Origin of the sequence: Streptomyces sp. GS7 (genome assembly GCF_009834125.1) — a bacterium.
Lineage (GTDB): Bacteria > Actinomycetota > Actinomycetes > Streptomycetales > Streptomycetaceae > Streptomyces.
This window is the reverse complement of sequence record NZ_CP047146.1, coordinates 1,324,485-1,349,706: the sequence shown is the minus strand read 5'-3', so window position 1 is coordinate 1,349,706 and position 25,222 is coordinate 1,324,485. Positions and strand designations below refer to the sequence as shown.

Here is a 25,222-nt window from a genome sequence, read left to right as displayed (position 1 = left end):
TTCTGACGTCCATCCTCGATATTCCGACGCCCGCCCCGGTCGAGCCCACCCACCCCCACCCTCACTCCACCCGACTCCACCCGGCTCCCGCCCCACGCCCGAGCACCCGGCCCGCCCATCCACCGGACCGACCGACCTCGCCCCACCCATCCACCCCCGCCCAGCCCGACCGCCCCACCCATCCACCCCCGCCCAGCCCGACCGCCCCACCCCTCCACCCCCGCATCCAACCCACCCCCAAACGGCCACCACCCCACCAAGTCCTTAAGTCCTTATGTCAGGACGAAATCTTGACACTCCCCAGGGCGACAGAGAGGCTGTGCCCCACAACCCGCACCAGCGCCTCCCGGTCACCGCCGACCGGCGAGAGGAGAGCCGCAGCATGTCCGCACCCCGTGCCGCCGCGCCCGTTCTGGACCGCATCCGCGTCGGTTCCGCCCCCGATTCGTGGGGCGTCTGGTTCCCCGACGACGACCAGCAGGTGCCCTGGCAGCGCTTCCTGGACGAGGTCGCCGAGGCCGGCTACGAGTGGATCGAACTCGGCCCCTACGGCTATCTACCCACCGACCCGGCCGTACTCCACGAGGAGATCGCCCGCCGCAGCCTCAAGGTCTCGGCCGGCACCATCTTCACCTCGCTCCACCACGGCCCGTCCGTCTGGGACAAGACCTGGGCCCACGTCTCCGAAGTCGCCACCCTCACCCAGGCGATGGGCGCCAAGCACCTCGTCGTCATCCCCTCCTTCTGGCGGGACGACAAGACCGCCGAGGAACTCGAACCCCGCGAGCTGACCGTCGAACAGTGGAAGCACCTGACCACCGGCATGGAACGACTCGGCAAGCGGGTACGCGACGAGTTCGGCCTGGACATCGTCGTCCACCCGCACGCCGACACCCACATCGACACCGAGGAGCACGTCGAGCGCTTCCTCGACGTCACCGACTCCGACCTCGTCAACCTCTGCCTGGACACCGGCCACTACGCCTACTGCGGCGGTGACAGCGTCAAACTGATCCGCACCTACGGCGAGCGGATCGGCTACCTCCACCTCAAGCAGGTCGACCCGGACATCCTCAGCGACGTCGTCGCGAAGGGCACACCCTTCGGCCCGGCCGTCCAGCAGGGCGTGATGTGCGAGCCGCCGCTGGGCGTACCGGCACTACCGCCCGTCCTGGAAGCCGCCCAGGAGTTGAACGTCGACCTCTTCGCCATCGTCGAGCAGGACATGTACCCCTGCCCGCCCGACCGGCCCTTCCCGATCGCCGAGCGGACGCGGCGGTTCCTGCGCTCCTGCGGCGCGTGAGCGCCGAACGCACAGGATGCGGAGGGCGTGGACGGCACGCAGCACGCAGGACGCCGAGGATACGGAGGGCGTGGAGGGCTTGAAGGACGCGCAGGACACGGAGGGCTTGGAGGGCTTGGAGGGCGCGGAGGGCGTGGAGGGAGTGCGCGCAGCGCCCTGAGCCCGCGGGGCCCGAGCGCATAAGCGGCGCGAATGCGTACGCGGACGGGGCGATACGGTGCACCGCCAGCGCCAGCCCGGTCCGTAAGCGGCTCGGCGCGGGCCAACTCGGCACGCGAGCGGCCACGGCTGCGACTGCGACTGCGACTGCGACCACAGTTGCGGCTGCGGCTGCGGCGACACCCCCGCGAGCGGCGCGCCCGCTTCGCATTCCGCTCGGCCGCCTCGTGTGCGACCCGCGCTCCCTTGCTCGACTCGCGTGCATGGCTCCTTCCTCGCGTCGCTCCTCGCGCACAGGTCGCATGCCCCCTTTCTTGTGCGTATGGCTCGCGTGAGTGCCTTGCGCCGCCTCCTCATACCCCGGCAACGATTACAGGGAGTAATCGGTTCCCAGGGTATGTCACAGTCCGTAAGAAATGAAGGAGTGGAGAGGCAACGGGGAGAGGCGGTGGTGGGGGGTGGAGGAGGCAAGCCAAGGAACGGAGAGGACGAGCACGCAGGCTGTGAGGGGATCGACGGGACGGGGTCGGGCGGCCCAGGCGGACGAGATGACCCGAATAGACGCGACAAGCCCGGCAGGCCACACAGGCCGAACACAAGGGCTGCCAGCGCAAGTGCAAGCGCAGACGCAGGCGTAGACACGGACGCAGACGCAGACGCAGACGCAGACCGAGATGAGACGAAGGGTTGGACGAGATGAGTTCGTACGGGATGTTGGGTGTGGCGGTTGTGGGGACGGGGCGGATGGGGGCCGACCATGTCCGCCGGATCGATGAGGTGATCAGCGGCGCCCGGGTGGCGGCGGTTGCCGATATCGATGCGGATCGGGCCAAGCACCTCGCCGACGGCATCGACGGGGCCACCGCGTACACCGACCCGGCCGCCGCGATGGACGACCCCGCGGTGGACGCCGTGCTGATCGCCTCGCCGGGGCCGGCGCACGAGGCGGCGCTGCTCGACGCGTTCGCGCGGGATCTGCCGGTCCTGTGCGAGAAGCCGCTCACCCCCGACGCGGCCTCCGCAGTGCGGGTTCTGGAGGCGGAGCAGAAGCTGGGCCACCGGCGCGTCCAGGTGGGCTTCATGCGGCGCTACGACGCCGGCTACCGCACCCTCAAGTCCCTTCTGGACCAGGGGACTTACGGCCGCACGCTGATGCTCCACAACAAGCATCGCAACGCCGACACCCCACCCGGCTTCACCAACGCGATGATGATCAACGACTCGGTGGTGCACGAGATCGATGTGACGCGCTGGCTGCTCGACGACGAGATCACCGCCGTCCGCGTCCTGCGCCCGGCCCCCAGCGGCAACGCTCCCGACGGGCTCAGCGACCCGCAGCTGATCCTCTTCGAGACGGCCGGCGGGCAGGTCGTGGACACCGAACTCTTCGTCAACTGCGGCTTCGGCTACCAGGTCAGCTGCGAGGCGGTCTGCGAGAGCGGCACCGCCCGTATCGGCGACGACCACGGCGTCTTCGTCAACACCTCGGGCCGGTGGGGCGGCACCGTCACCCCCGGTTTCGTGGAGCGCTTCGAGGACGCGTACGACCGGCAGGTGCAGCGCTGGGTGGACGCCACCCAGCGCGGCGAGGTCGAGGGCCCCAGCTGCTGGGACGGCTATGCGGCGGCTGCGGTGTGCGAGGCGGGGGTGCTCGCGCAGGCCACCGGCGAGCGGGTCGCCGTCGAGCTGATCGAGCGCCCGGCGCTCTACCGCTGAGGCCGCGTCCCCGATTTCCCGTTCCCCACTGCCCGTTCCCCCGCTGCCTGTCTCCCGTTACCCGCCTCCCCTCCCCCTCCTCCCCCTCCTCCTCCCCCCTCCTCCCCCTCTCCTCCGCATCCATCCCATCCCCCCTCCCGACCGGTGAAAGGCCGCACATGTGTAGCGCCCCACTCCCCCACGCGTCCCGCGTAGCCCCACCACCAGCCCGTACGCCCTACTGGAGCTGACCATGGCGGCTCCGACCAGCAAGCCGGCGCCCACCGGGACCGGCGCCGGCTCCCCCGGCGGTACGGAGGGCGACTCCCCCGACGCCCCCAACGCCCCCAACGCCCCCAACAGTCCCGGGGCCCGCAGTGCCCAGCGCTTCATCGTCGGCATCGCTGCCATCGCCGCCCTCGGCGGCGCCCTGTTCGGCTACGACACCGGAGTGGTCTCCGGTGCCCTCCCCTTCATGGAGCGCCACTTCGGCCTCACCTCCCTGGGCGAGGGCGTCATCACCAGCGCACTGCTGATCGGCGCGGCCTTCGGCTCGCTGGCCGGCGGCCGGATGTCCGACGCGCTGGGACGGCGCAACTCCCTGCTGTGGGCGGGCGCGGTGTTCATCGGCGGGGCGCTGGCCGTCGCGCTGGCGCCGACCGTGCCGTTCATGGCCGTGGCCCGGTTCGTGCTGGGTCTCGCCGTGGGCAGCGCCTCCGTCATCACGCCGCTCTACCTCTCCGAGATCGCGCCCCCGCACATCCGCGGCCGGCTGGTCTCCTTCAACTCCCTGATGATCGTCAGCGGCCAGCTGCTCGCGTACCTCATCAACGCCGTACTGGCCCACTGGGAGGCGTGGCGATGGATGCTGGGACTGGCCGCGCTGCCGGCCGTGGCGCTGTTCCTCGGTGTCCTCTTCCTGCCCGACACACCGCGCTGGTACATCAGCCGGGGACGGCCGGACGAGGCCGCCGCGGTGCTGCACCGTACGCTGCCCGCCGACGACGTCCCCGCCGAGCTGGGCCGCATCGACCGCGCCCGCAGCCTGGAGGCCGATGCGCAGCGCGGTGCCTGGCGGGAACTGCGTACGCCGTGGGTGCGGCGGCTGCTGCTGGTCGGCGTCGGGCTGGCGATCGTCCAGCAGATCACCGGCGTCAACGCGGTGATCTACTTCGCCCCCAAGATCCTCGCGACGACCGGTCTGGGCACCAACGCCGCGATCACCGCCACCATCGCGGTCGGCGCCATCTCGGTGATCGCCACCGCGATCGGCATGTCCCTGATCGACCGGGTCGGGCGACGCCCCATGCTGCTGACCGGCCTGTCCGGCATGGCAGTCTCCCTGGGGCTGCTCGGCGCGGCCTTCCACCTTCCGCACTCCACCGCGGTCAGCTGTCTCGTCCTCGGGCTGATGGTCCTCTACATGGGGTTCATGCAGGCCACGCTGAACACCGGTGTCTGGCTGCTGCTCGCCGAGATGTTCCCGCTGAAGGTCCGCGGACTGGCCATGGGCGCGGCGGTGTTCGTGATGTGGATGGTCAACTTCGTTGTGGCGCTGGCCTTCCCCGTACTGCTCGACGCGGTCGGCGCGGGCATCACCTTCTGGCTCTTCGGCCTGATGTGCATCCTCTCGCTGGTCTTCTGCAAGCGGTACGCACCGGAGACGAAGGGGCTGGCCCTGGAGGACCTGGAGCAGGAGCTGCGGAAGGCGGCCCAGGGCCGGGGCGCCGGCGAGCCGGAGAGGGCCGGAGAGGGCTGAGACCGGGCGGCGCCCCGCCCCACCTGCGGCCGCCCAACCTGCTGCCGTCCGGCCTCCATCGCCTCACCCGTTACGCGGGCGCGTTGCGCCCGTCCGGCCTCCGCCGTCGCTCCCGTCAGGCCTCCGTGGCATCCGTCCGGCCCCCGTGTCGTCTGTCCCGCCCCCGTCACAGCCGTCCTGCGCCCGTCACGGCTGTCACCGTTGCGCGGGCCTTCCGTCACAGCCGTACGACAGGCCCTCGCCGGTGCTCACGCACAGTCGTTGTCCGGGCACAGGGTGAGTCATCACCCCGCCGTGCGCAGCCCCCCGCCGGCTCCCCGGGCCGACCCTGCGCGCGGCGCCTAGGAGGTGCGCAGAGATGACCGAACGCAGGCTCTGGTCGTACAAGGAAATCGCCGCCCATATCCAGGTGCAGCCGGACACCGTGCGGTCGTACCGCAAGCACGGTTTGCTCCCCGACCCGGACCTGGTGGAGGGCGGTAGACCCTACTGGTACGCGGACACCGTGAGAGCGTGGGTGGCGCAGCGGCCCGGACAGCGCGGACGGCGCTGAGCGGGCCGCTGCGCCACCGACCGAGGGCTCGGGGCCTGGGCCCCGCGTCCGTACGGCGCCGAGCCGGGCCGGGCCGGGCCAACGTGCCGGCCCCGGCCCGGGGTTGCCTCGGCCTCCACCGCACCGATGGCGCCCGGCCGGTGGTTGCCACCGCCGGGGGCCCACGAGGCGCCCGCGGGTGCGCTCGCGAATTCACTCCCGGGTGCGCTCGCGGATTCGGTCCCGGATTCCCTCGCGGGTCTACTCCGGGGTCAGCTAGAGGATCCGCGCCGAGGTCAGCTCGAGGATCCGCTCCGGGTTTTCCTCGCGGGTTCGCTCGCGGGCGCGTCGTCCGGTGCCTGCGCCGGTGGTGCCGTGGAGCCCCTGATCTCCAGTTCCGGGGCGACGAGTTGCCGGTCGGCGGGTGCGTCGGGGTGTGCCATCCGATCCAGGAGGCAGCGGGCGGCCCGGCGGCCGACCTCGTGGCTGGAGTTGTTGACCGAGTTGAGCCAGAGGTGCCGGATGCGGGCGAGGTAGGTGTTGTCGTAGCCGACGAGGGAGAGGTCGGCGGGGACGGCCAGGCCCAGTTCCCCGGCGGCGGACAGCGCGCCGACGCCGGAGATGTCGTTGTAGGCGAAGACGGCGGTGGGGCGGATCCGGCCGCGCGCCGGGCTCAGGAGCCGTACGGCGGCGCGGTAGCCGCCCTCCTCGGTACCGTCGCCGCTCTCCACCACGGCGCTCCCGGTCAGCCCGTGGGCGGCCATCGCGGCCTCGAATCCGCGCCGGCGCAGTTCGCCCACCAGCCCCTGTCCGGCGATGTGGGCGATCCGCCGGTGGCCGAGGCGGATGAGGTGCTCGGTGGCGAGGCGGGCGCCGCGCTCGTCGTCGTTGGCGACGATGTCGACCCTCGGCAGCCGGGGTTCGTGGTTTCCCGCGATGACGGTCGGCAGCCGCTCGGCGACCTCGGCGAGTCCGGCGGTGTCCGGGAGTGTGCCGACGACGACCAGGCCGTCGACCCGCAGTTCCTGGAAGGTGCGGGCGAACTCCTGGCCGGTCCGCCGGTCCAGCCGGCCGTCGGCCATCAGCATCCGCAGACCGTGCGCGTGCAGAAGGGAGTTGAGGCCGTCGAGGACGTCGGCGAACCAGGGGTTGCGCATGTCGTTCAGCAGCACGCCGACGGTGTGCGTACGGCGGGCGACCAGGCTGCGGGCGGCGGCGTTGGGCCGGTACCCCAGCTCCTCGATGGCGTCCAGTACGGCCCGCCGCTTGGCGTCGCTGACACGCGGTGAGCCCTGGAGGACGAGCGAGACCAGGGATTTGGACACGCCGGCGCGCTCGGCGACGCCGCGGATGGTCGGGGGCCGGTCCGGGCCGGCCCTCTCCCGGGACGCGGGCCCGTGCTGGGCCGCCCTCTCAGCCCTCGCCTCAGCCCTCGCCTCAGCCCTCGCCTCGGCCGTCGTCTCCGTCGCCCTCTCCGTCGTTCTCCCAGCCGATCGCTTGTTGGACCGTTCCATGGGTGGAAATCCTTCCATCGGGCCAGGTCCGCGTCAACGCACCCCCTGCCCCCAGACTTCTGCACCTCCCGGGACCACACCGTCCCGCACCCACACCCCACCACGCCCCACTTCCCACCACGCCCATGCCCCACCGAGTCGCAGCACGCCCCACCACGCCGCAGCGCTCAACACCCCTGCCTAAGCCTTGACATGCCGACATACGGACATGCAGGGTTCCCAGGACGGACAATTTTGGACCGTTCCAATATCAAGTCCGCGACCGTCGAGTCCCCAGCCGTCGAATCCCCCGCTGTCGCGTCCGCGGCCCGGCCAGTCCGGCCTCAGCCAGTCCGGCCTCGGCCAGTGCGGCCCCGGCGGACCGCTCGGCACCCACCACCCACCTCCCGCCCCTCCCCGGAAGGGAACACCGCATGAAGATCGGCCTGATCGGCACCGGGCGCATCGGCGCGTTCCACGCCGCGACCCTGCAGAACGTCCCGGGCGTCACCGGCCTCGTGGTCGCCGACGCGGACGCCGCACGCGCCGCAGCGCTGGCGGACAACCTCGGCGTACGGGCCGCCGGCAGCATCGAGGAGATGTACGCGGAGGGTCTGGACGCGGTGGTGATCACCGCCGCGACCAGTGCGCATGCCGCGCTGATCCATCAGGCGCTGGATGCCGGCGTGCCGGTGTTCTGCGAGAAGCCGGTGGCGCTGGACGTGCCGGGCACCATCGAGGTCGTGGAGCGGGCCGAGGCCGGCGCCGTCCCCGTGCAGATCGGATTCCAGCGGCGGTTCGACGCCGGGTACCGCGCCGCGCGGGAGGCGCTGCGCTCCGGTGAGTTGGGGTGGGTGCACACCCTGCGCGCCTGCACCAGCGACCGGACGCCCCCGCCGGCGGCGTTCATCCCCACCTCCGGCGGGCTGTTCCGGGACTGCAGCATCCATGACTTCGACATCCTGCGCTGGCTGACCGGCCGCGAGGTGGTCTCGGTCTACGCCCAGGGCGCCAACCGCGGCGCGGACTTCTTCACCGAGGGAGGTGACGTCGACACCTGCGCGGCGCTGCTGCGCTTCGACGACGACTCGCTGGCCACGGTCACCGCGACCCGCTACAACGGCGCGGGCCACGACGTGCGGCTGGAGGTGTGCGGTTCGCAGGGCGCTCGGTTCGTCGGGCTGGACGACCGTGCGCCGCTGCCGTCCGCCGAGCCGAGGCTGTCCTGGCAGCGGGCGGATGCCCCGTACGCCACCTTCATGGAGCGGTTCCACGACGCGTACGTCACCGAGCTCGGGGTCTTCGTCGAGGTGGCCGCGGGCCGTACGCCCAGCCCCTGTTCGCCGGCCGAGGCGCTGGAGGCGCTGTACGTCGCGGAGGCGTGCGAGCGTTCCCGCCGGACCGGGCAGCCGGTCGCGGTCGCGGACGTCCGCGCCGGCGCGGGCAACGGCGGTTCGGTGCCCGGCGCGTGACCGTTCCCGGCGCGCCGGCGCACCTCGGCGTGCTGCCGCTGGCCGCGCTGGTGCTCGCCGCGCTGGTGGTGGGGGTCTCCAAGACCGCCGTCAGCGGCGTCGGCGCGCTGAGCGTCGCGCTGTTCGCGGCCGTGGTCCCCGCCCGGGAATCCACCGGTGCCCTCCTTCCGCTGCTGCTCGTGGGTGATGTGCTGGCCGTCCGCGCCTATCGCAGGCACACCGACTGGTCCGCGCTGCTGCGGCTGTTGCCGTCCGTCGCGGTCGGCATCCTGCTCGGTGTCGGCTTCGTCGCCTGGACCGATGACGCCGTCATGCGGCGCACGATCGGCGCGCTGCTGCTGACGATCGTGCTGCACCATCTGTGGCAGCGGTGCCTGCGCCGCGCCGGACCGGCGTCCGACGGCGGGCGGGTACCGCAGGCGCGGGCCGCCGACCGGGAGCCGGGCGCCGGGGAGCCGGGCGCCGGAGCCGGCGGGGATGCGGGCGCGGCGGCAGGCGCGGGCCCGGCGCCGGCGGCTCGCACCGTGAGGACGGCCAGGACGCTCCGGGCGGCCCTGACCGTCCGCGCGGTCCGTCAACGCCGGGTGCGGGCGCCCCGTCCTCGTCAAGTGCGGGCGCCGCTCTTCGGGTTGATCGCCGGTTTCGCCACGATGGTTGCCAATGCCGGTGGTCCGGCGATGTCGCTGTACCTCCTCTCGGCCGGTTTCGGGGTGCTCGGTTTCCTGGGCACCGGGGCGTGGTTCTTCCTGATCGTCAATCTCGTCAAACTGCCGTTCAGCGTCGGGCTGGGGCTCGTCACACCCGGTGCGCTCGCCCTGGACGGGCTGCTGGCGCCGGCCGTGGTCGCCGGTGCGCTGCTGGGGCGCGCGCTCGTGCGCCGGGTCGATCAGGCGGTCTTCGAGCGACTGGTGCTGGTCTTCACGGCGCTCGCCGGCCTCGGTCTGCTGCGCTGAGCGGGTCGGCCCCGGGCGGGGCCGGCACCGGCTCCACCCGCCACGCGTGGGCCCGTATCAGATGCCCTTTCGGATACTCGACCTCGCACTCCCCGACGAGGGCGAACCCGGCCTTGCGGCAGACCGCGTTGGAGGCGGCGTTGGCCACGGCGGGGAAGGCGTGGAGCGCATGGTGCCGGCCTTCGGCGCGGGCGGCAGCGATGACCGCGCGCACCGCGGCCGTCGCGATGCCGCGGCCCTGGTAGGCGGGGAGCACGCCCCAGCCCACCTCGTGCACCGGCTCGCCGCGCCAGGTGGCCTCCCAGAATCCGGTCGTGCCGACCACCGCTCCTCCGGGCAGCAGCACGACCCGGAACATCTGCCCCGCTCCCTCGCCGTCGAGGTATCTGCGGTGGCGTCGGGCTATCTGCTCGTCGGTCTCCGGGCCGCCCAAGTGCCGTGTCATCGCGGGGGTGTTGGCCTCGTGCAGCAGGGGGAGGTCGGCCGCCGTCCACGGCTCGATCCGTACGTCAGGTCCCGCAGTCTCATCCGCCATGACCCCACGGTAGGTGCCGCCACTGACAATCACGCCGCGGCGGTGGAGGACGCCTGGTCACTGCCCTCTTCGCCGTCGCCGTGCCGGGTGTCGCCGTCGCCGTTCCGGGTGTCGCCGTCGCCACCCCTGCCGGGTTCGGCGCGCAGTGCGCGGCGGCGGGAGGCCCATTGGAAGGCGGTGCCGGCAGCGGCGACGACGCAGGAGACGCCGAGGCCGATGCCGGCGGCGTAGAGGGGGTTGCCGGCGGCGGCGCTGCCCAGGTAGCCGAGGCCGACGGAGTAGGTCGCCCACAGCATTTCGGCGACGGCGGCACCGATGACGTATTTGCGCCGCGGATAGCGCAGCACTCCGGCGGCCAGGGCGCCGGCGATCCGGCCGCTGGGCAGGAACCGTACGGCGATCACGAAAGGCAGTCCGTAGCGCCGGATGCGCCGTGAGGTCCAGTCCAGCGCGACCCGGCGGCGGGGGCGGCGCAGTATCCAGGAGCGTACGGGGCCGCCGAACCGGCGGGCGGCGAGGTACATCAGGACGTCGCCGAGGAGCGCGCTGCCGGCGACGATCGCGAGGATCAGGGGCAGGAACGCGTGGCCCTCGGAGGCGAGGACTCCGGCGGAGACGAGCAGCGCGGAGTTGGGGACCAGTGGCGGCAGGGTGGTGAGCGCCAGCAGGCCGTAGAGGGCGGGTACGTCCATCCGGCCGCCTCCTCGGTTCCGCTCCCCGAGTTCCGTACCCCAAGGCTGACGCGTGGCGGGGCGTGCGGCAACGCGGACGCCCAGTGGACCGATACCCCCTAGGGGTATAAAGTTACAGCCGTCGGGAGGGACACCGGGCGTCACCGGCGCCCCTTGCGGCACGCGGGCCCCACACTGGACATCTCGCCCCACAGCGGCGCCCGCGCGTCCACGCACACGCACCGCCGCCGACACATCGGCATCACGAGGAGAAACCCATGGCCGAGAACAGCTCCTGCTGCACCCCTGAAGGCTCCTGCCAGTCCGGCGACACCGCCGTCCAGGTCGGCGAGGTGACCACCACGTACCAGGTCACCGGTATGACCTGCGGCCACTGCGAGGGCGCGGTGTCGGCCGAGATCGGCGAACTCGCCGGGGTGAGCTCGGTGCAGGCGGTCGCCGCCACCGGCCTGGTGACCGTGACCTCGAAGGCCCCGCTGGACGAGGAGGCCGTGCGCGCCGCCGTCGACGAGGCGGGCTACGAGCTCACCGGCCGGGTCTGACCCGGCAGCCGCCTCCGCCACACAGGCGCAGATCGAGCCCGCCACCGGCGGGGCGGTCTGCGCCTTGTGCGTATCGGGGTCCAGGCCGCCGGATCGGGTGGCCGACGGGGCCACGACGACCGAATCGAGCCTTTCGTTCCACTCGCCGGACCTGTGACGCCGTCGCCGGCTCGCGACGCGCGAACATTCACATTGTTTTTACAACTGGCACAACACCCATACCCGCGAGCCTTGATCTCCAGATCGCAACCCTTGACCAGATTCGCCCCTATATGGCAAGAGACCCAGATCACACTCATCGGAACGTAACCATTGAGGGGGGTCGCGAGTCTAACCGGGCAGTGCAGGCACCCCGGCGGGGCTTGCACTGCAACAGCCGTGCCGGTCTTGGGGGATCGCGCCCGGCTACGCGTAGCCGGGGCGACGCGCCCGGGGAGCTTTGAGCGGCCCTCCCGTATGTGCGCGTCCCGGCAGAGCGCGGTGCAACCCGGAACGCCCGGCCGGATCCCGTGGGGGGAATCCGCACCGGGACATGGGAAGCGCCCCGCACTCTGGACCCGTGGGGGGATCCGGAGGCGGGGCGCTTTCGTCTGCCCGCCGACGGCCGGTCACCCGGCCGCCACATCCAGCTTGCGCGATTATCGATCACCAGTGTGTATCGGCCGGCATCGCGCCGACCGATACCCGTTGGTCCGGCTCAGCGCTCCTGAACGGGCACGAAATCGCGCTCGACGATGCCGGTGTAGATCTGCCGCGGACGGCCGATCCGGGAGCCCGGCTCCTTGATCATCTCGTGCCACTGGGCGATCCAGCCGGGCAGCCGGCCGAGCGCGAAGAGCACCGTGAACATCTCGGTCGGGAAGCCCATCGCCCGGTAGATCAGGCCGGTGTAGAAGTCGACGTTCGGGTAGAGCTTGCGCTCGACGAAGTAGTCGTCGGAGAGCGCGTGCTCCTCCAGCTTGAGGGCGATGTCCAGCAGTTCGTCGGACTTGCCGAGCGCCGAGAGGACATCGTGCGCCGCCGCCTTGATGATCTTCGCCCGGGGGTCGAAGTTCTTGTAGACGCGGTGCCCGAAGCCCATCAGCTTCACGCCGTCTTCCTTGTTCTTCACCTTGCGGATGAAGGAGTCGACGTCGCCGCCGGTGGCCTGGATGCCCTCCAGCATCTCCAGCACCGACTGGTTGGCACCGCCGTGCAGGGGGCCCCACAGGGCGTTGATGCCCGCGGAGATCGAGGCGAAGAGATTCGCCTGCGAGGAGCCCACCAGGCGCACGGTGGAGGTCGAGCAGTTCTGCTCGTGGTCCGCGTGCAGGATCAGCAGCTTGTCGAGGGCGCTGACCACGACCGGGTCCAGCTCGTACTCGGCGGCGGGGACCGAGAAGGTCATCCGCAGGAAGTTCTCCACGTACCCGAGGTCGTTGCTCGGGTAGACGACCGGGTGGCCGACCGACTTCTTGTACGCGTACGCCGCGATGGTCGGCAGCTTGGCCAGCAGGCGGATCGTGGAGATGTGCCGCTGCCGCTCGTCGAACGGGTTGTGGCTGTCCTGGTAGAACGTCGACAGTGCGCTGACCACGGACGACAGCATGGCCATCGGGTGGGCGTCCCGCGGGAAGCCGTCGTAGAAACGCTTGACGTCCTCGTGGAGCAGCGTGTGGTAGGTGATGTCCTGCTTGAAGTTCGCCAGCTCATCGACGGTGGGCAGCTCACCGTTGATGAGGAGGTAGGCGGTCTCGACGAACGTGCTGCGCTCCGCGAGCTGTTCGATCGGGTAACCGCGGTACCGAAGGATGCCCTGCTCACCGTCTAGATAGGTGATCGCGGATTTATACGCCGCGGTGTTGCCATAACCGGAATCCAGGGTCACCAGACCGGTCTGGGTGCGCAGCTTCGAGATGTCGAAGCCCTTGTCGCCGACACTGCTGTCGACGACCGGGTAGCTGTATTCGCCGTCCCCGTAACGCAGTACTACAGAGTTGTCGCTCACGTCATCCCTCACCGACGTTGTGCCTCTTCTTCGAGGTGCCCTGACTGCCTATACCTTCCCCCATTTGGACGTTGGATGTGCACTCGGGGTCGGCCATAGGGCCTCATTACGGCACTCAGTGCCGCGTTGGTGTCCATCCTGCTCCCCTTCGCCCCGATTGGGAAAGAGGTGCGACATCACATCGCTCCGGCGAGCCGGTGATCGAGCGCCGTATGCCGCCGACCGGCGGATACGGTCCGTACGGCCTGTCCCAGGGCCCTCCGGGAGCCGACCAGGACCACCAGACGTTTCGCCCGCGTCACGGCCGTATAGAGCAGATTGCGCTGGAGCATCATCCAGGCGCTGGTGGTGACCGGAATCACCACCGCCGGATACTCGCTCCCCTGGGAGCGATGGATCGTCACGGCATAGGCATGGGCGAGTTCGTCGAGCTCGTCGAAGTCGTACGGAACCTCCTCGTCCTCGTCCGTGAGGACCGTCAGCCGCTGCTCGTCGGCGTCGAGGGCGGTGACCACCCCCACCGTGCCGTTGAAGACGCCGTTGCGGCCCTTCTCGTAGTTGTTCCGGATCTGGGTGACCTTGTCGCCGACGCGGAAGACCCGGCCGCCGAAGCGGCGCTCGGGAAGATCCGGGCGGGCCGGGGTCACCGCCTGCTGGAGGAGGCCGTTGAGCGCCCCCGCACCGGCCGGGCCGCGGTGCATCGGGGCCAGCACCTGGACGTCCCGGCGCGGGTCCAGGCCGAACTTCGCCGGGATGCGGCGCGCCACCACGTCGACCGTCAGCCGGGCCGCCGCCTCCGCGTCCTCCTCGGCGAACAGGAAGAAGTCCTTCAGGCCGGTGGTCAGCGGCGGCACCCCGGAGTTGATGCGGTGCGCGTTGGTGACCACCCCGGACTGCTGGGCCTGCCGGAAGATCCTGGTCAGCCGGACCGCCGGCACAGGGCCCGGCTCGGCCAGCAGATCCCGCAGCACCTCCCCGGCGCCGACCGACGGCAGCTGGTCGACGTCCCCCACCAGCAGCAGATGGGCGCCCGGCGGCACCGCCTTGACGAGCTTGTTGGCCAGCAGCAGATCGAGCATCGACGCCTCGTCGACCACCACCAGATCGGCATCCAGCGGGCGGTCCGCGTCGTAGGCGGCGTCCCCGCCCGGCTTGAGCTCCAGGAGGCGGTGGACGGTGGACGCGTCCGCTCCGGTCAGCTCCGCGAGCCGCTTGGCCGCCCGGCCCGTGGGCGCCGCCAGCACCACCTTGGCCTGCTTGGCGCGGGCCAGCTCGACGACCGAGCGGACCGTGAACGACTTGCCGCAGCCGGGCCCGCCCGTGAGCACCGCGACCCTGCTGGTCAGCGCCAGCCGGACCGCGGCCTGCTGCTCGGGCGCCAGCTCCGCGCCCGTACGCCGGGCCAGCCAGGCCAGCGCCTTGTCCCAGACCACGTCGCGGAACGCGGGCATCCGGTCCTCGTCCGTACGCAGCAGCCGGGTCAGCCGGCCGGCCAGGGAGATCTCGGCGCGGTGGAACGGCACCAGATAGACCGCGGTGACCGGCTCGCCGTCCTCCGCGCCCGGCACCTTCTCCCGGACCACGCCCTCGGGGTCCGCGGCCAGCTCGGCGAGACAGTCGATGACCAGGCCGGTGTCCACCTGGAGCAACTTCACCGCGTCCGCGATCAGTTGCTCCTCGGGCAGGAAGCAGTGGCCCTGGTCCGTCGACTGCGACAGGGCGTACTGGAGGCCCGCCTTGACCCGGTCCGGGCTGTCGTGCGGAATGCCGACCGCCTGGGCGATCCGGTCGGCGGTGAGGAAGCCGATGCCCCAGACGTCGGCGGCGAGGCGGTAGGGGTGGTTCCGCACCACGGAGATGGAGGCGTCGCCGTACTTCTTGTAGATCCGCACCGCGATGGACGTGGACACCCCGACGCCCTGGAGGAAGACCATGACCTCCTTGATGGCCTTCTGCTCCTCCCAGGCCGCACCGATCAGCTTCGTGCGCTTGGGGCCCAGGCCCGGCACCTCGATGAGGCGCCCGGGGTCGGACTCGATCACGTCGAGGGTGTCCGTGCCGAAGTGCTCGGTGATGCGGTCGGCGATCCGCGGGCCGATGCCCTTGATCAGACCGGAGCCCAGATAGCGGCGGATGCCCTGGACGGTGGCGGGCAGGACCGTGGTGTAGTTCTCGACCGTGAACTGCTTGCCGTACTGGGGGTGGGAGCCCCAACGGCCCTCCATACGGAGCGACTCGCCCGGCTGCGCACCCAGCAGGGCGCCGACGACGGTCAGCAGATCGCCCGAGCCGCGACCCGTATCGACGCGCGCGACCGTGTAGCCGCTCTCCTCATTGGCGTAGGTGATCCGCTCCAGGACCCCTTCCACCACGGCTGCGTTGACCATGACTCGACGGTACCGCCGGGGTGTGACAGCGGGCGGGGGGTGGGGGTGGGATTGGGGATTGGGGATTGGGTGTGAGGGGTGAGGGGGGGGGTGGGGTGAGGGGGCGAGAGGGGTGGGGCTTCGCACCGCCGGGGGCTGCTCCCGCCGGGGCTTCCCGCGTCGGGCGCTTCCGGTGCTGGGGGGTTCCGGTGCTGGGGTCCGCGCTGAGGGGCTTCCGCGCTGGCGAGCTTTCCCCCGCCCCCTCCCCCTCTCCCCCTTCGGGGGAGGGGGCGGGGGGTGGGTTCGGGGGTGGGGGGAGAACGACAAGCACAGCCGCAGCGCCGCGCCCCCCATAGCAAGGGCCCCACCGGCCAGGGCCCCCACCGGCAAGAGCCCCCAGCCGGAAGGGCCCCCGACAGCAAGGTGAGAGCGCCCTGCGCGCCCTCAGCAGACGTGTGCGGTGAAGCGTTGCACGACCTCGGCCAGGACCTCCCTGCCATCGCGCGCCCACAAGGCCGGGTTGAAGATCTCGACCTCGATGGGGCCCCGGTAGCCGGTCGCGTCCACCTGCTGCCGGAACCACCGCAGATCCACCGAGCCGTCGCCCAACTGCCCGCGCCCCAGCAGGACGCCCGCCGGCAGCGGTGTGATCCAGTCGGCGAGCTGGAAGGCGGCGATCCGCGACGCGCCGCCGCCGGTACCGCCAGTACGGCCCCTACCGCGGGTACCGCCCGTGCCACTCGCACCTCCCGCGCCGCCGGTACCTCCCGCGCGGGCGAGCTGTGTGCCCACCGTGTCGTCCCACCACAGGTGGTAGGTGTCCACGACCACGCCCACCCGGTCCGCGGGGAACCGCTCGGCGAGGTCGAGCGCCTGGGCGAGCGTGGAGACCACGCACCGGTCCGCGGCGTACATCGGGTGCAGGGGTTCCAGGGCCAGCCGTACGCCCCGCTCGGCGGCGTACGGAGCCAACTCGGCGAGTGCGTCGGCGATCCGCTCCCGGGCACCGGCCAGATCACGGCTGCCGGGCGGCAGTCCGCCGGAGACCAGGACCAGGGTGGCGGTGCCGAGGGCCGCCGCCTCCTCGATGGCGGCCCTGTTGTCCGCGAGGGCGGTGCGGCGCTCCCCGGGGTCCTCCGCGGTGAAGAACCCGCCCCGGCACAGGCTGGTGACCGCGAGCCCGGCGTCCCGTACGAGCCGGGCAGCCGCCGCGGTCCCGTATTGCCGCACCGGTGCGCGCCACAGGCCCACGCCCCGTACGCCCGCCCGTGCGCAGCCGTCCACCAGGTCGGGCAGCGACCACTGCCGGACGGTCTCCTGATTGATGCTCAGGCGGTCGAGGAGGACGGAGTCGGGGACGGGGGCGGCGTCACGGCGCGCACCACCCCCGCCCGTGTCGCCCGCGCCCCCCGCGCCCGTCGCAGCCGACGCGCCGCCCGTCACGTGCCGCGCTCCGTCCGCCGTGCCCGCCTCCCGTGGCGCGCCGTGGCCACCGGCTGCTGCGGCTCCGCCGCGCCGTACACCGCCAGCAGGGTGCGCATTCTGGCTGCGGCCCGTTCCGGGTCGGGGAACAGGCCGAGGCCGCCCGCCAGTTCGTACGCACGGCGCAGGTGGGGCAGGGAGCGGGCCGACTGGAGGCCGCCGACCATGGTGAAGTGCGACTGGTGGCCGGCCAGCCAGGCGAGCAGGACCACGCCGGTCTTGTAGTAGCGGGTGGGTGCCCGGAAGAGGTGGCGGGCGAGCGTCACGGTCGGGTCCAGGGTGGCGCGGAATCCGGCCGTGTCCCCGGTGTCCAGGAGGCAGACGGCCCTGGCGGCCAGGGGGGCGAGCGGGTCGAAGACGCCCAGCAGGGCGTCGCTGAAGCCGTGGGCGTCGCCGGCGATCAGTTCCGGGTAGTGGAAGTCGTCGCCCGTGTAGCAGCGCACGCCCTTCGGGAGGCGGCGGCGCAAGGCCACTTCCCGTGGGGCGTCCAGGAGGGAGACCTTGACGCCGTCCACCTTGGCGGGGTGGTCGGTGACGAGGTGCAGCAGCGTCTCGGTGGCCGCGTCGAGGTCCGGGCTGCCCCAGTAGCCCGTCAGCGCCGGGTCGAACATCGGGCCGAGCCAGTGCAGGATCACCGGGCGGGCGGTCTGGCGCAGCAGGTGCCCGTAGAGGTCGCGGTAGGTGTCCGGGCCGTCGGCGAGCGCGGCCAGTTGGCGTGAGGCCATCAGGACGGGCTGGGCACCGGCGTCCTCGGCGAGGGTGAGCTGTTCCTCGTAGGCGGCCCGGACGTCCGCCAATGTGGCGCCGTGCGGCGGGAGTTGGTCGGTGCCGGTGCCGCAGGCGATCCGGCCGCCGGCGGCCCTGGCCTCGGCGGCGGAGCGGCGGATCAGCTCGGCCGCGCCGCCCCAGTCCAGGCCCATACCGCGCTGTGCGGTGTCCATCGCCTCGGCGACGCCCAGGCCGTGTGCCCAGAGGTGGCGGCGGAAGGCGAGGGTGGCGTCCCAGTCCAGGGCGGCCGGTCCTTCCGGGGTGGTGTCGGCGTGTGGATCGGCGACCACGTGGGCGGCGGCGAAGACCGTGCGGGAGCGCGGCGGGGGCGGCCCGGTGGTGGTCGCCGCGGCCTCGGGGGCGGTCACCGGGGCAGCTCCGGTACGGGGAGCCGGCGGCCCTCCTTCGAGGAGCGCAGGCCCAGTTCGGCGAGCTGGACGCCGCGGGCGCCCGCCGCCAGGTCCCGGTGCCAGGGCTCGTCGCGCACCACATGGCGCAGGAACAGCTCCCATTGGGCCTTGAAGGCGTTGCCGAAGTCGGCGTTGTCCGGGACCTCTTGCCACTGTTCGCGGTAGGAGCGGTGGGAACCGGTGGCGGTGCCGTCGGCGGTGTCGGGGATGTCGGGGTTCCAGACGGGTCTCGGCGTGCCGGCGCGGTGCTGGACGCGGCAGCGGCGCAGCCCGGCGACGGCCGACCCCTCGGTGCCGTCCACCTGGAACTCCACCAGTTCGTCGCGGTGGACCCGTACCGCCCAGGAGGAGTTGATCTGGGCGATGATGCCGCCGTCCAGTTCGAAGATGCCGTAGGCGGCGTCGTCGGCGGTCGCCTCGTAGGGGGTGCCGGACTCGTCCCAGCGGCGCGGGATGTGCGTGGTGACCCGCGCCTGGACGGACCGCACCGGGCCGAACAGCTCGTGCAGGACGTATTCCCAGTGGGGGAACATGTCGGCCGCGATGCCGCCGCCGTCCTCGGCGCGGTAGTTCCAGGAGGGGCGCTGCGCCTGCTGCCAGTCGCCCTCGAAGACCCAGTAGCCGAACTCGCCCCGTACGGACAGGATGCGGCCGAAGAAGCCGCCGTCGACCAGGCGGCGCAGCTTGCGCAGTCCGGGCAGGAAGAGCTTGTCCTGGACGACGCCGTGTTTGACGCCGGCGGCGTCGGCCAGCCGGGCCAGCTCCAGTGCGCCCGCCAGGTCGGTGGCGGTGGGCTTCTCCACGTAGAGGTGCTTGCCGGCGGCGATCGCCTTCTTGACGGCGTCGGTGCGGGCGGCGGTGATCTGCGCGTCGAAGTAGACGGCGATGCTGTCGTCGGCGAGTACGGCGTCGAGGTCGTCGCTCCAGTGCTCCAGGCCGTGGCGTTCGGCGAGCGCCCGGACCTTGTGCCCGGAGCGGCCGACGAGCACCGGCTCCGGCCAGATCACCGTTCCGTCGCCCAGGTCGAGGCCGCCCTCCTCGCGCAGCGCGAGGAGGGAGCGGACCAGGTGCTGGTGGTGGCCCATGCGCCCGGTCACGCCGTTCATGGCGATGCGTACGGTCGTGCGTGTCACGGTCCGGCCCCCTCTCGCTCGCGGCAGGTCGTTCGGTCGCGTGGGGTGCGTGGGTGGGATGCGTGGGTGGGGTGGGCGGCCGGCGGGCGCTGTCCGTCGCGGGCGAAGCTAGCGTGCGCGGCGCGGCGGGGACAAGAGGGCACCGAACCGGCAGCCAAGTGGCGGCGCCCGGTGCGGAATTGGCCGTGCGCGGATCGGCGCGGTGGCGTACCCTTGACTCAGTCAAGCTTGACTGAGTCAAGGGTGAGGGGGGTCGGCGATGACCGACGGGACCGCGACCAGCACGGCAACCACCGCGGAACGCACCGCGACATCCACGGCGGCATCCGGCCCGGTGGCCGATCCCGCCGTCCGCGAGCTGCGCAGATTCAACCGCTTCTACACCAACCTGATCGGTGCGCTGGATTACGGCCGCCATCTGTACACCCCGTACACCCTCACCGAGGCCCGGGTGCTCTACGAGGTCGCCAACCGCCCGCAGGTGGACGCCGCCGACCTGCGCGTCTCGCTGTCGCTGGACGCCGGGTATCTCAGCAGGCTGCTGGGGAAGTTCGAGGACCGCGAGCTGATCACCCGCGGCAGATCGGACCGGGATCCGCGCCGGCAGCGCATCACCCTCACCGAGGGCGGCCGGGACGCGGCCGGGCTGCTGGAGGAGCGCTCACAGGAAGCGGCGGGGTCGCTGCTGGAACGGCTCCCGGACGCGGACCGGGAGCGGTTGACGGCTTCGATGCGGACCATCCGCGCCCTGCTCGGCGAGGACACCCGGCCCGGCGAGGACGGGGCGGGGACGGATGGGGCGGCGGACGGCACACCGCAGGAGTCGAGCACCGGGAGCGCGCCCGCGGTGACCCTGCGCACCACCCGGCCCGGTGACCTGGGCTGGATGGTGGAGCGCAACGCCGCGCTGTACGCCGCAGAGTACGGCTTCGACCTGCGCTACGAGGCGCTGGTGGCCCGGATCGTCGCGGAGTACGCAGAGGGCTTCGACCCGCGGTGGGACCGCACCTGGATAGCCGAGCTGGCCGGCGAGCGGGTCGGTGCGGTGATGTGCGTACGGGACGCGCGGCCGGGGGTGGCGCGGCTGCGGCTGCTGCTGGTGGAGCCCGGGGCGCGCGGGCACGGCGTGGGCCGCCGACTGGTCGGTGCCTGCGTGGAGTTCGCCCGCGAGGCCGGGTACGGGGAGCTGGTGCTGTGGACCAACTCCGTGCTGGGCGCGGCCCGGAGGATCTATCAGCGGGCCGGGTTCGAGCTGGCCGCCGAGGAGCCGCACCGCAGTTTCGGGCAGGACCTGGTCGGGCAGGACTGGCGACTGACGCTGGCATAGCGGACGGCGCGGCGCGGTCCGCCCGGCGTGTGCGGCGGCCGAGCGGCCGGCGCGGGCGGTACGGGAGGTACGGGAGGCGCGATGGGCGGCGGGGACGGGTCGGCGGCGGCGCGGTTCGCGTTCTCGACGCTGGGGGTGCCGGGGATGCCGGTGGCCGAGGTGCTGCGGCTGGCGACCGGCGCCGGGTATCAGGGGGTGGAGCTGCGGGCGCATCCCGAGGAGCCGGTGCATCCACTGCTCGGGGCGCGGGAACGGGCCGCGGTGCGCCGGCAGTTCGCGGACGCGGGGGTGGCGGTGCTGGCCGTCGCCGGGTACGCCCGGGTCGCGGCGGAGGTCCGGGACGCCGCCGGCGAGGCCGAGTCGGGGCGGGAGCTGTCCGAACTGGTGCTGCTCGCCGCCGATCTGGGGGCGCCGTATGTGCGGGTCTTCCCCGGTGGCGGGGGGCGTCCGGCCCGGGCGGCCGGGGCGGATGCGGTGCGGCGGCTGCGGGCGGTGGCGCCGCTCGCCGCGGAGCGCGGGGTGCGGGTGCTGCTGGAGACCCATGACTCGCATCGCACCGGGGCGTCGGCCGCCGGGGTCCTGGGCGCGGTGGGACGGCGGCAGGCGGGGGCGCTGTGGGACGTGCTGCACTGCTGGCTCGGCGGGGAGGCGCCCGCCGAGACGTATGCCGCGCTGGCGCCGTATCTGGGGTATGTGCAGGTCAAGGACGTCGCCTCGGCGGACGATCTGACGCCGCTTCCGCTGGGGGACGGGGTGCTGCCGCTGCCCGCCGTGGTGGCGGCGCTCGGCCGGGAGGCCGGCGGCTGGCTGTGCTGGGAGTACGAGCGGCGCTGGTATCCGCGGGCGGCCGGGCTCCCCGGGCTGCTGGCCCGGGGCCGCGAGCATCTGGAGCGGCTGCTGGACGCGGACGCCGGCCGGCCCGGCGCCGGCGCTCCGGCGGGCGGCTGACCCGGCGCGCCCGGCCGTGCGGAGCGCCCGCCGGCCCGCCCCACCACACCCCCGCCCGCCCCGCAATCCCTGGGCGGCGCAGGCTCCGTGGGTCGTTGACCGGCCGGTGCTTTCCGGCTATCCGTGTCTCCTTGGAAGTTTCCTTCACATGCTCGAGGAAGCCCCCCGGAAGGAGCGCAGATGCACTCCAGACGTACCGTCCTGACCACCGCCGCCGCGGCGGCCGCCGCAGCCGCCCTCGGCGAGGGACCCGCACACGCCGTCGGACCCCGGCCCGCCGCCTCCCCCTCCCCCGCCCGTCCGGTGTCCCCCGCCGCCCTGGACCGGCTGCGCCGGATCCTCTCCCGTATGACGCCCGAGGAGAAGGTGGGGCAGCTCTTCGTGATGCGGGTGTACGGGGACTCCGCGACCGACCCGGACCCGGCCGACGCGGCGGCCAACCGCGAGGAGATCGGGGTCGCGAACGCCGCCGAGCTGATCGCCACGTACCGGGTCGGCGGCATCATCTACTTCGGCTGGGCGCACAACATCCGTGACCCGCACCAGGTCGCCGACCTCTCCAACGGCATCCAGGAGGCGGCCGCCGCGCTGCGCGTCCCCGTACCGGTGCTGATCTCCACGGACCAGGAGCACGGCACAGTGGCCCGGATCGGCGCGCCCGCGACGCTGTTCCCCGGGGCGATGGCGCTCGGCGCGTCCGGGTCCCGGGAGGACGCCCGTACGGCGGGGCGGATCGCCGGCCGGGAGCTGTGCGCGATGGGCATCCGGCAGGACTACGCGCCGGACGCGGACGTCAATGTGAACCCGGCCAACCCGGTGATCGGCGTACGGTCCTTCGGCGCCGACCCGCGGGCGGTGTCCCGGATGGTCGCCGCGCAGGTGCGGGGCTATCAGGGCGCGGGGGTCGCGGCCTGCGCCAAGCACTTCCCCGGGCACGGCGACACGGACACCGACAGCCACGTCGGGCTGCCGTACATCCACCACTCCGCGCGCGAGTGGGAGCGGCTGGACGCGCCGCCGTTCCGGGCCGCGATCGCCGCCGGGATCGACACGATCATGACGGCGCACATCGTCGTGCCCGCCTTCGACCCCAGCGGGGACCCGGCCACCCTCTCCCGTCCGATCCTCACCGGCATCCTGCGCGAACGCCTCGGCTACGACGGGGTGGTGGTGACGGATTCGCTGGGCATGGAGGGCGTACGGGAGAAGTACGGGGACGCCCGGGTGCCGGTGCTGGCGCTGCGGGCCGGGGCCGACCAGCTGCTGAACCCGCCGGATCTGCCGCTGGCGTACCGGGCCGTCCTCAGGGCGCTGGAGGGCGGGGAGCTGAGCGAGCGGGAACTCGACGCCAAGGTGCTGCGGATCCTGGTGCTCAAGGAGCGGCGCGGGCTGTTCGCCGACCCGTACACCACGCACCGGGCGGTCGACCGGGTGGTGGGGACCCGCGGCCATCTGGCCGCCGCGGACCGGATCGCGGACCGCACCACCACGCTGCTGCGCAACGACGGCGGGGTGCTGCCGCTGTCCCCGCGGCGGGAGGGCCGGGTGCTGGTGGTGGGTGCGGACGCGGCGGCGCCGTCCGGCACCGGCGGCCCGCCGACCCGGGTCCTGGCGCGGGCGCTGACCGGGCTCGGGTTCACCGCCACCGCGCTGCCCACCGGTATGGCGCCGACCCGGGCGCGGATCGACCGGGCGAGGGCGGCGCTGGCGGAGCGGGACGCGGTGGTGGTGGCCACGTACGACGTCACCGCGTCGTCGCCGCAGCGGGATCTGGTGGCCGCGCTGCTGGCCACCGGGAAGCCGGTGGTGCAGCTGGCGGTCCGCAACCCGTACGACATCGCGCAGTTGGGCGGGGTCAGGGCGGGGCTGGCGAGCTATTCGTGGACGGATGTGGAGCTGCGGGCGGCGGCCCGGGTGATCGCCGGCCGGCGGGATCCGGTGGGCCGGCTGCCGGTGGCGATCATGCGCGCGGACGCCCCGCGGACCGTGCTGTACGGGATCGGCCACGGACTGAACTACTGAGCCGGGCAGGGCCGTTGCGGCCGGCTCCCCGCGACCGCCGGTTGCCGGTCGCGGGGAGCCGCTCGCCGGTCGCGGGGGCGCGTCACCGCCCGGACAGCGCGGTCAGGGCGGTCACGGCCGCAGCGTCGTCATCCGGTGCAGCTCCGGCCGGTCCAGGTTCCTGTCGTACGGGGCCCGGTCGGTGGGCCGGCCGTTCGCGGGGACCGGGAGCCCGGCCCAGGAGAGGAGTTCGGCGGTGGCCTTGGTGCGGTCGGCGTCCTTCAGCTTCGCGATGTCGGCGCCGTGGTTGCCGCCGGGAACGGTGAAGACGTAGGAGTCCCGGGCGCCCGTGCCGAGTGTGAAGTGCTTGGCGCTCCACGGGTCGTACTGCCCGTTGACGAACATCATGTGCCGGGCGTGGTGGCGCACCCAGCGGTCGACGTCCGGCATGGCGCGCTTGTCGAACGCCATGGGGATCTCGCGCGGCACGAACGAGCGGGAGTTGTTGAGGCCGGGGTAGCGCAGCAGGTCCTGGATGTTGGGGTAGTGGTACGTGGGCTCACCGAGCTGGGTGCCCGCCTGGTAGTAGTACGGCAGGAACTTCTCCAGGCCCTGGTCGGTGTAGGAGTCGAAACCGCCGACCTTGTCGATCCACTGGTACAGCGCGTCGGTCGAGGCGTCCGCCTTGGGAATCGTGGCGCAGGCGGTCTCGGCGGGCTGGTACTGCCAGAAGCCGAACACCAGGTCCGTGACGAGGACTTCGTAGGCCCGGTCGGCGTTGCCGATCAGGGTGAAGGTGCGCTTGTTCTCGCCGGCCCACTTCTCGTAGCGGTTGACGATCTCGTCGCGGCGCAGCAGGGCCTCGCGCTCGACCGTGGCGACGTCGGCGCGGCACCGGGCGCTGCCGACGGTGGCGAAGAAGCGGTCGTAGGGCGCGGGGTCGGCGCGGTCGGTGTTGTTCGGGGCGACGTAGGCGACGGTGCCGTTCATGTCGTGCGGGAAGAAGCGGCGGTAGTACGTGGCCGTCATGCCGCCCTTGCTGCCGCCGGTGGCGATCCAGTTCTTGGGGTAGAGGGCGTGCAGCGCCTGGAAGATGCGGTGCTGGTCGGCGGCCGCCTGCCGGATGTCCAGCTTCTTCCAGTCGGTGGGGGTGGGCCGCGACGGTGTGAAGTAGCGGTATTCCAGGGAGACCTGGTTACCGTCGATGATCTTGGTGGGTTCGCTGCGGGACGGTGTGGTGCTGACGTTGTAGCCGGAGGTGAAGAACACCGTGGGGCGGTCCACCGACCTGTGCAGCACGGTCAGCCGCTGCTGGAAGGTGCCCCGCTCCGGGTGCCGGTGGTCGATCGGCTGGGTGTAGTCGAGGACGAAGTAGCGGTAGCCGTCGACCGGCTTCTCCTCGATCAGGCTCATACCGGGGATCGCGAGGATCCGGTCCTTGATGTCCTGGCCGGCGTCGTCGCCGCGCGCGGTGGCACCGCCTGTGTGCCGGACGTCCGTGCCGTTCGGCTCGGCGGCGGTGGCCGCTCCCGCCGAGGTGCTGCCGGCTGTGGCCGTGCCTATGAGCACGGCGAGCGACAGCAGCCATCTCTTGGCCTTGCGCATGCACCCTCCCCTTGGGATAGCAAAGGTCGGGCCGAACCTATCCGCGAGGAAGGGGCGCCA

At 72.5% G+C, this 25,222-nt stretch carries 19 protein-coding genes; 10 read left to right on the top strand and 9 right to left on the bottom strand.

Annotation, left to right across the window (positions count from 1 at the left end):
• The first annotated feature begins 382 nt into the window (after positions 1 to 382).
• The 4 genes from GR130_RS05675 to GR130_RS05660 all read left to right on the top strand — a co-directional run bounded on the left by GR130_RS05675 (position 383) and on the right by GR130_RS05660 (position 5,469).
• Positions 383 to 1,303, top strand: a complete 921-nt coding sequence (locus tag GR130_RS05675; RefSeq protein ID WP_159503685.1) for a sugar phosphate isomerase/epimerase family protein — start codon at positions 383 to 385, stop codon at positions 1,301 to 1,303.
• Between the two features lie 855 nt (positions 1,304 to 2,158).
• Complete coding sequence (locus tag GR130_RS05670; RefSeq protein WP_159503684.1) at positions 2,159 to 3,178, top strand: Gfo/Idh/MocA family protein; 1,020 nt, start codon at positions 2,159 to 2,161, stop codon at positions 3,176 to 3,178.
• 232 nt (positions 3,179 to 3,410) lie between these two features.
• Positions 3,411 to 4,916, top strand: coding sequence for a sugar porter family MFS transporter (locus GR130_RS05665; protein WP_159503683.1), 1,506 nt, complete (start codon positions 3,411 to 3,413; stop codon positions 4,914 to 4,916).
• A gap of 358 nt (positions 4,917 to 5,274) precedes the next feature.
• Positions 5,275 to 5,469 (top strand): MerR family transcriptional regulator, encoded by a 195-nt coding sequence (locus tag GR130_RS05660; protein WP_159503682.1) that lies wholly within the window; start codon positions 5,275 to 5,277, stop codon positions 5,467 to 5,469.
• A gap of 275 nt (positions 5,470 to 5,744) precedes the next feature.
• Here GR130_RS05660 and GR130_RS05655 read toward each other — a convergent pair whose 3' ends face one another.
• Positions 5,745 to 6,800 (bottom strand): LacI family DNA-binding transcriptional regulator, encoded by a 1,056-nt coding sequence (locus GR130_RS05655; protein ID WP_159509773.1) that lies wholly within the window; start codon positions 6,798 to 6,800, stop codon positions 5,745 to 5,747.
• Positions 6,801 to 7,375: 575 nt separating this feature from the next.
• Between GR130_RS05655 and GR130_RS05650 the strand changes: the two genes are divergently transcribed.
• Entirely contained in the window at positions 7,376 to 8,413 is a 1,038-nt protein-coding gene (locus GR130_RS05650) for a Gfo/Idh/MocA family protein (RefSeq protein ID WP_159503681.1), read from the top strand.
• Entirely contained in the window at positions 8,410 to 9,366 is a 957-nt protein-coding gene (locus GR130_RS05645; RefSeq protein WP_236572815.1) for a sulfite exporter TauE/SafE family protein, read from the top strand. Before GR130_RS05650 ends, GR130_RS05645 begins: the two co-directional genes overlap by 4 nt.
• Here the strand turns inward: GR130_RS05645 and GR130_RS05640 are convergent.
• Together GR130_RS05640 and GR130_RS05635 are read right to left on the bottom strand one after the other, a co-directional pair.
• Positions 9,332 to 9,901 (bottom strand): GNAT family N-acetyltransferase, encoded by a 570-nt coding sequence (locus GR130_RS05640; RefSeq protein WP_159503680.1) that lies wholly within the window; start codon positions 9,899 to 9,901, stop codon positions 9,332 to 9,334. The two genes, GR130_RS05645 and GR130_RS05640, sit on opposite strands and share 35 nt — an antisense overlap.
• 29 nt (positions 9,902 to 9,930) lie before the next feature.
• Positions 9,931 to 10,593, bottom strand: coding sequence for a DedA family protein (locus GR130_RS05635; RefSeq protein WP_159503679.1), 663 nt, complete (start codon positions 10,591 to 10,593; stop codon positions 9,931 to 9,933).
• 257 nt (positions 10,594 to 10,850) lie between these two features.
• Here GR130_RS05635 and GR130_RS05630 point away from each other — a divergent pair, with 257 nt between their 5' ends.
• A complete protein-coding gene (locus GR130_RS05630) occupies positions 10,851 to 11,135 on the top strand; it encodes a heavy-metal-associated domain-containing protein (protein WP_159503678.1) in 285 nt (94 codons plus the stop codon).
• A gap of 697 nt (positions 11,136 to 11,832) precedes the next feature.
• On the opposite strand, the gene GR130_RS05625 is transcribed toward GR130_RS05630, so the two are convergent.
• The 5 genes from GR130_RS05625 to GR130_RS05605 all read right to left on the bottom strand — a co-directional run bounded on the left by GR130_RS05625 (position 11,833) and on the right by GR130_RS05605 (position 19,281).
• Positions 11,833 to 13,122, bottom strand: a complete 1,290-nt coding sequence (locus GR130_RS05625; RefSeq protein ID WP_159503677.1) for a citrate synthase — start codon at positions 13,120 to 13,122, stop codon at positions 11,833 to 11,835.
• A gap of 176 nt (positions 13,123 to 13,298) precedes the next feature.
• Positions 13,299 to 15,509, bottom strand: a complete 2,211-nt coding sequence (recD2, locus tag GR130_RS05620) for an SF1B family DNA helicase RecD2 (RefSeq protein ID WP_159503676.1) — start codon at positions 15,507 to 15,509, stop codon at positions 13,299 to 13,301.
• Positions 15,510 to 15,932: 423 nt separating this feature from the next.
• The gene (locus GR130_RS05615) at positions 15,933 to 16,820 is read right to left on the bottom strand and encodes a sugar phosphate isomerase/epimerase family protein (RefSeq protein WP_159509771.1); all 888 of its coding nucleotides are present in this window, start codon (positions 16,818 to 16,820) and stop codon (positions 15,933 to 15,935) included.
• Between the two features lie 107 nt (positions 16,821 to 16,927).
• A complete protein-coding gene (locus GR130_RS05610; protein ID WP_159503675.1) occupies positions 16,928 to 18,106 on the bottom strand; it encodes a dihydrodipicolinate synthase family protein in 1,179 nt (392 codons plus the stop codon).
• Positions 18,103 to 19,281, bottom strand: a complete 1,179-nt coding sequence (locus tag GR130_RS05605; protein WP_159503674.1) for a Gfo/Idh/MocA family protein — start codon at positions 19,279 to 19,281, stop codon at positions 18,103 to 18,105. The genes GR130_RS05610 and GR130_RS05605 overlap by 4 nt, the downstream gene beginning before the upstream one ends.
• A gap of 259 nt (positions 19,282 to 19,540) precedes the next feature.
• Here GR130_RS05605 and GR130_RS05600 point away from each other — a divergent pair, with 259 nt between their 5' ends.
• From GR130_RS05600 to GR130_RS05590, 3 genes are all read left to right on the top strand, one after another.
• Positions 19,541 to 20,608, top strand: coding sequence for a bifunctional helix-turn-helix transcriptional regulator/GNAT family N-acetyltransferase (locus GR130_RS05600; RefSeq protein WP_159503673.1), 1,068 nt, complete (start codon positions 19,541 to 19,543; stop codon positions 20,606 to 20,608).
• Between the two features lie 81 nt (positions 20,609 to 20,689).
• Positions 20,690 to 21,556, top strand: coding sequence for a sugar phosphate isomerase/epimerase family protein (locus GR130_RS05595; RefSeq protein ID WP_236572813.1), 867 nt, complete (start codon positions 20,690 to 20,692; stop codon positions 21,554 to 21,556).
• Between the two features lie 180 nt (positions 21,557 to 21,736).
• Positions 21,737 to 23,578, top strand: a complete 1,842-nt coding sequence (locus tag GR130_RS05590) for a glycoside hydrolase family 3 protein (protein WP_159503672.1) — start codon at positions 21,737 to 21,739, stop codon at positions 23,576 to 23,578.
• A 111-nt stretch (positions 23,579 to 23,689) separates the two neighbouring features.
• Here the strand turns inward: GR130_RS05590 and GR130_RS05585 are convergent, their stop codons facing one another.
• On the bottom strand, positions 23,690 to 25,162 hold the full coding sequence (locus GR130_RS05585; protein WP_159503671.1) for a S28 family serine protease: 1,473 nt from the start codon (positions 25,160 to 25,162) through the stop codon (positions 23,690 to 23,692).
• Between the last annotated feature and the right edge of the window lie 60 nt (positions 25,163 to 25,222).

What these genes read in the sequence shown, in the direction of transcription:
- GR130_RS05660 (WP_159503682.1), top strand. Translation starts at nt 5,275, where the DNA reads ATGACCGAACGCAGGCTCTGGTCGTACAAGGAAATCGCCGCCCATATC.
- GR130_RS05670 (WP_159503684.1), top strand. Translation starts at nt 2,159, where the DNA reads ATGAGTTCGTACGGGATGTTGGGTGTGGCGGTTGTGGGGACGGGGCGG.
- GR130_RS05630 (WP_159503678.1), top strand. Translation starts at nt 10,851, where the DNA reads ATGGCCGAGAACAGCTCCTGCTGCACCCCTGAAGGCTCCTGCCAGTCC.
- recD2 (WP_159503676.1), bottom strand. Translation starts at nt 15,509, where the DNA reads ATGGTCAACGCAGCCGTGGTGGAAGGGGTCCTGGAGCGGATCACCTAC.
- GR130_RS05675 (WP_159503685.1), top strand. Translation starts at nt 383, where the DNA reads ATGTCCGCACCCCGTGCCGCCGCGCCCGTTCTGGACCGCATCCGCGTC.
- GR130_RS05635 (WP_159503679.1), bottom strand. Translation starts at nt 10,593, where the DNA reads ATGGACGTACCCGCCCTCTACGGCCTGCTGGCGCTCACCACCCTGCCG.
- GR130_RS05585 (WP_159503671.1), bottom strand. Translation starts at nt 25,162, where the DNA reads ATGCGCAAGGCCAAGAGATGGCTGCTGTCGCTCGCCGTGCTCATAGGC.
- GR130_RS05640 (WP_159503680.1), bottom strand. Translation starts at nt 9,901, where the DNA reads ATGGCGGATGAGACTGCGGGACCTGACGTACGGATCGAGCCGTGGACG.
- GR130_RS05665 (WP_159503683.1), top strand. Translation starts at nt 3,411, where the DNA reads ATGGCGGCTCCGACCAGCAAGCCGGCGCCCACCGGGACCGGCGCCGGC.
- GR130_RS05590 (WP_159503672.1), top strand. Translation starts at nt 21,737, where the DNA reads ATGCACTCCAGACGTACCGTCCTGACCACCGCCGCCGCGGCGGCCGCC.
- GR130_RS05650 (WP_159503681.1), top strand. Translation starts at nt 7,376, where the DNA reads ATGAAGATCGGCCTGATCGGCACCGGGCGCATCGGCGCGTTCCACGCC.
- GR130_RS05600 (WP_159503673.1), top strand. Translation starts at nt 19,541, where the DNA reads ATGACCGACGGGACCGCGACCAGCACGGCAACCACCGCGGAACGCACC.
- GR130_RS05595 (WP_236572813.1), top strand. Translation starts at nt 20,690, where the DNA reads ATGGGCGGCGGGGACGGGTCGGCGGCGGCGCGGTTCGCGTTCTCGACG.